Raw genomic sequence first — 5,063 nt, forward strand, 5'->3', positions numbered from 1 at the left:
ACCTTACGGTCCGGCCCCGCCGCGGCGACGGCGGCGGCGGCTTCGGAGCTCCCAGTCCGCGCCTTTCCCTTGCGCGGGCGCAGGGCCACCGGCGTCGTCCCGAGGCGGGCGACCACGGTGCGAATCGCGGCGCCGACCTCGCCCTGGCGCGCACGGTCGAGGGTGCCGCGGGACAGGTCGTCCTGCGCCAGCCGCAAGCCGGCCAGAACGACCTCGTCGTAGTAGGTGACGAGCGCGCGCTCCTTCAGGAACTGCCGGCCCTGGTCGATCGCCTCCGCCGGGTCGTTGGCAAGCATGCGCTGGTAGAAGATCTCGGGCGGGTCGAGGGCCGGCTGGTCGCCGAGCAGCACGTCGAGATACCAGAGCCTGTCGACGTGGCGGCCGAGCACGACGAGGCAGACCGTGAGCGGGGTGGCCAGCACGAGGCCGATCGGCCCCCACAGGAACGTCCAGATCGTCGCCGAGAGGATGACCGCGATCGGCGAGAGCCCGGTGGAGTGCCCGTAGAGCAGCGGCTCGATCACGTGGCCGGCGATCGGCTCGACCACGAGGAACAGCGCCGCCGTGGCGATCACCATGCTCCAGCCCGGATCGACGGAGGCCGCCAGCACCAGCGGCAGCAGGGCGCTGATCGCGGCGCCGATATAGGGCACGAAGCGCAGGATCGCCGCGAGCACGCCGAACAGGGTCGGGCTCGGTACACCGATCCACCACAGCCCGACGCCGATCACCACGCCGAAGGCCACGTTGAGGGCGAGCTGCGCCAGGAAGAACCGGCTGAGGCGGCGCGCCGCGTCGTCGATGGCCGCGGTGGTGCGGCGCAGGTCGCCCGAGCCGCCGGCCAGCCGGATCATCCGGTTCCGCAGGTCCTCGCGCTGGAGCAGGATGAAGATCGTGAAGATCAGGATCAGGCCGGTGGTGGCCAGCGGGTGCAGGATCGGCCCGGCGAAGGTCTGGAGGTTCTCGACGAGGCCGGCCCGCGCCGCGCGGATCTCCACGGTGAGCGGATGCCCGGTCGAGCCCGGATCGCCCTTCAGCTCCGGCGGCGGCGGCGGCGACAGCGTCGCGCTCAGGTCCTGGAACACGTCGACGATGCGCGACAGCGTGCCGGTGTCGGCGGTGGCGCCGCGCAGGGACTTGATCTTGTCCTGCATCACCAGGGAGTAGCGCGGCAGGTCGGAGACGAGCTGCCCGCCCTCGCGCACGATCAGGCTGCCGATCCCGAACAGTGCTCCGAACACCACGACGACCACCAGCAGCACCGCCGGCACCCGCGGCATGCGGATGTGCCCGAGCAGGCGCACCGCCGGCACGAGGACGAAGCTCAGCAGGATCGCCAGCGTCACCGGCACGAGGATGTCGCGTCCGAAATACAGCGCGGCCATCACCGCGAGGACGAGCAGCAGCGAGGCCAGGGCGACGAAGACCGGCAGGCCGTTCTTCAGGCGCTGCGCGGTGACGGGGTCGTCGCTCATGGATTACGCTCCGGTTACGCCTGTGTTCGACCGCTCGAGCGTTCCCCCATCGACGCCCCTTATCCTTAGGTGCCCGCGGCAGCGGGCTGCGAAGGAGCCCTCCAGGACCCGCCGAGACCGCGGGAGGGCTCTTTCGAGGCCCGCTGAGCTGCGGTACCTCAGGATGAGGTGGAAGGGAGGAGAACCGCCCTAGCCCGCCGTCGCGGTCTCGCCCAAGGCCGCGCTGATCTGGCTGAGCAGCTTCGAGAAGTCGACGGGCTTGGGGTGGTAGTCGTCGCAGCCGGCCTGGATCGCCTTGTCGCGATCGCCCGACATGGCGTGGGCGGTGAGCGCGATGATCGGGATGCCGCGGGTGTCGCTGCCGGACTTCAGCGCGCGGGCCGCCGACCAGCCGTCGAGGATCGGCAGGTTCATGTCGAGGAGGATCACGTCGGGGCGGCCCGAGCGCGCCTGCTGCACGCCGGCCTCGCCGTCATGAGCCAGGATCACCTCGTACCCGCGACGCTTGAGCCGGCGGGACAGGAAATCCCAGATCTCCTCGTGATCTTCGACCAGCAGAATCTTGGGCATGGATGTTGGGTCCCCGACGAACGGCCGCCCGACGCGTCGCCGCCGCGCATAGATTCTTCAACGCGCGGCGGCCCACGATCGTCCGATTTTTTGTATTCAAACCCTCGTGGCAGATCATCTGCTCGAGGGGAAGGCGCCGCGTTCAGCGATCTTCGTCGTTGAGGTGGAAATGGACCTCTTGGATGTTGGCCCGCTCGAAGGCCTGCATCACGTGCTGGTAGGAGCGCTCCATCTCCGTCACCGCGTCGCCGGGGGTGTCGTCGGGCTTGAGGACGAACATCAGCATCGAGCGCCCGGTCACGTCGTAGCGCTCGCCGGACGTGAAGCTCGCGACCTCCTGGCTGTCGGGCAGGTTGGTGTCGAGCAGGCGCGTCCAGGCCGATCCGCCGACCGACTCGGGCAGGGTGAACTGCACGAGGTCGTGGTAGGCGTTGTACATGATCAGCAAGGTGGCATCGCCGCCGCGCCGGTGCACGCCCGACGCCTGGGCGCGCCCGTCGAGCAGCACCGCTAGGGAGCGGGCGCCGCCGTCGGTCCAGTTCTCAGATCCCATCTCGTGCCCGTCCGGGCGCAGCCACGTCACGTCCTTGACGCCGAACTCCTCGTCGTACTGCCCGGTCAGGTAGCGGCCGCGGCTGAGGATCGGCAGGGCGTTGCGCAGCAGGATCAGGCGCTGGGTGAACTCGGCGAGGTCGCGCTCCTCGGCGCCGATCGCCCCCCAGTCGATCCACGAGACCTCGTTGTCCTGGCAGTAGGCGTTGTTGTTGCCCTGCTGGGTGCGCGCGAACTCGTCGCCGGCCAGCAGCATCGGCGTGCCGTGCGACAGGAACAGGGTCGCGAGCATGTTGCGCATCTGGCGCAGGCGCACGGCGCGGATCGCCGGGTCGTCGGTCGGGCCCTCGACGCCGTAATTGTACGACAGGTTGTGCGAGTGGCCGTCACGGTTGTTTTCGCCGTTCGCCTCGTTGTGCTTGTCGTTGTAGGCGACGGTGTCGTGCAGGGTGAAGCCGTCATGCGCGGTGAGGAAGTTCACCGAGGCCCACGGCTTACGCCCGCGCTTGTTGAACTTGTCGGCCGAGCCGGTGATGCGGTTGGCCAGATCCGGCAGCAGGCCCTCGTCGCCCTTCCAATAGCCGCGCACGTCGTCGCGGAACCGGTCGTTCCACTCGGCCCAGCCGGGCGGGAAGCCGCCGACCTGGTAGCCGCCCGGGCCGCAATCCCACGGCTCGGCGATGAGCTTCACGTCGTTCAGCACCGGGTCCTGGCGGCAGGCGTCGAGGAAGCCGCCGCCCTCGTCGAAGCCGTGCGGCTCGCGCCCGAGGATGGTGGCGAGGTCGAAGCGGAAGCCGTCGACGCGCATCTCGGTCGCCCAGTAGCGCAGGGAGTCCATGACGAGCTGCAGCACGCGGGGATGCGAGAGGTTGAAGGTGTTCCCGGTGCCGGTGTCGTTGATGTAGTAGCGCTCCTGCCCCGGCAGCAGCCGGTAGTAGGAGGCGTTGTCGATCCCCTTGAACGACAGGGTCGGACCCTTCTCGTTGCCCTCGGCGGTGTGGTTGTAGACCACGTCGAGGATCACCTCGAGGCCGGCGCCGTGCAGGCGGGCGACCATCTCCTTGAACTCCGAGAAGGCGAAGTCCGGCACCGCCGCGTAGCGACGGGCGGGGGTGAAGAACGAGATCGTGTTGTAGCCCCAGTAATTGACGAGGTTCTTTTCCTGCAGGTAGTCGTCCTGCACGAAGGCGTGGACCGGCAGCAGTTCCACCGCGGTCACGCCGAGGCTCTTGATGTAGTCGAGCACGTCGGGGTTGCCGAGGCCGGCATAGGTGCCACGCAGGCGCTCGGGCACCCGCGGATGGTTCTTGGTCAGGCCCTTCACGTGGGCCTCGTAGACGATGGTCTTCTCCCACGGGACGTTCGGCTTGCGGTAAGCGCCCCAGGTGAAGGCCGGGTCGATGACCTGGCTGCGGCGGGTGAACGGCGCGCTGTCGCGCTCGTCGAAGGTCAGGTCGTCGCCGGTCTCCATCTGGTAGCCGAACAGGGCCGGGTTCCAGGTGATCGAGCCGACGAGCCCCTTGGCGTAGGGGTCGATCAGCAGCTTGTTGTGGTTGAAGCGGTGCCCGGCCTTCGGCTCGTAGGGGCCGTGGACGCGGTAACCGTAGATCGTGCCGGGCCGCGCGTCGGGCAGGTAACCGTGCCAGACCTCGTCGGTGTATTCAGGGAGCGCGATCCGCTCGATCTCCTTCTCGCCGGACTCGTCGAACAGGCAGAGCTCGACCTTGGTCGCGTGGGCGGAGAAGACGGCGAAGTTCACGCCGAGGCCGTCCCAGGTGGCGCCGCGGGGATAGGGCTTGCCTTCCTGGATGCGCGAACGAACGGGGCGGGTCGAGACTACGTTTCGAATTGGGTCGGCCATGTTCACTCCGTCGGCCGGGGCCGCATCACGACGACCGCCGCCTGACGTTCGGCGACGGGGCCCCCGGGCCGTTTTGTGAACGTGCGGCCGACGGCGAAGCTCCCGGGCGCCGGAAATTTTTGCAGCGCAGCGACACGAGCCCGCGATCCGGGCGGAACCCGTTCCGGCACCTGCGATTTTTGCGCGAGCTGGGTTCTTCCACCGCCCCGTGCGGCGCGCCATAGTAAGGGCTCGCCCCGGGCACGGCCCGGCATTCGCGGCCCATCGCGGCGCCAATCGAGCGCGTCGCGCCTTCCGGAGCAGACCGCATGAGCGTCGAGGCAACGAACGACGAAGGCCCCGATCACGCCTCCGGGCTGCAGATCGTGGCCGACCGCCACGGCGTCGGCCTCGACGCGGTACGCCACCTGTTGCGGGCGCTGGAGGCCGGCAACGGCACGATGGCGCAGTTCGACCACCCGGAACTCGGCGGCATGGGCCAGTGGTTCTCCGGCGGCATGGTCATGGTCGGACGGATGTTCGACGCCGAGCTGAAGGCCCGCGTCGCCGGCCTCTGCGCCGAGCTTGCCGGCGCGCTGCCCGCCGCCGGCTGGAGCGGCCAGGGA

At 69.2% G+C, this 5,063-nt stretch carries 3 protein-coding genes and 1 pseudogene; 1 reads left to right on the top strand and 3 read right to left on the bottom strand.

The genetic code is table 11. The annotated features are described in order from the left end of the window. The 3 genes from FV222_RS16890 to glgX form a co-directional block, all read right to left on the bottom strand. On the bottom strand, positions 1-1,475 hold a 1,475-nt coding region (locus tag FV222_RS16890; RefSeq protein WP_147815198.1), incomplete at its 3' end, for an AI-2E family transporter. A 189-nt stretch (positions 1,476-1,664) separates the two neighbouring features. Further along, complete coding sequence (locus FV222_RS16895; RefSeq protein ID WP_147750369.1) at positions 1,665-2,045, bottom strand: response regulator; 381 nt, start codon at positions 2,043-2,045, stop codon at positions 1,665-1,667. A 142-nt stretch (positions 2,046-2,187) separates the two neighbouring features. Then, on the bottom strand, positions 2,188-4,458 hold the full coding sequence (glgX, locus tag FV222_RS16900; protein WP_147750368.1) for a glycogen debranching protein GlgX: 2,271 nt from the start codon (positions 4,456-4,458) through the stop codon (positions 2,188-2,190). 308 nt (positions 4,459-4,766) lie between these two features. Between glgX and FV222_RS16905 the strand changes: the two are divergent. After that, a pseudogene (locus tag FV222_RS16905) lies at positions 4,767-5,063 on the top strand (SHOCT domain-containing protein); the annotation flags it as partial.

This window comes from Methylobacterium sp. WL103 (genome assembly GCF_008039885.1).
GTDB lineage: Bacteria > Pseudomonadota > Alphaproteobacteria > Rhizobiales > Beijerinckiaceae > Methylobacterium > Methylobacterium cerastii.

What these genes read in the sequence shown, in the direction of transcription:
- glgX (WP_147750368.1), bottom strand. Translation starts at nt 4,458, where the DNA reads ATGGCCGACCCAATTCGAAACGTAGTCTCGACCCGCCCCGTTCGTTCG.
- FV222_RS16895 (WP_147750369.1), bottom strand. Translation starts at nt 2,045, where the DNA reads ATGCCCAAGATTCTGCTGGTCGAAGATCACGAGGAGATCTGGGATTTC.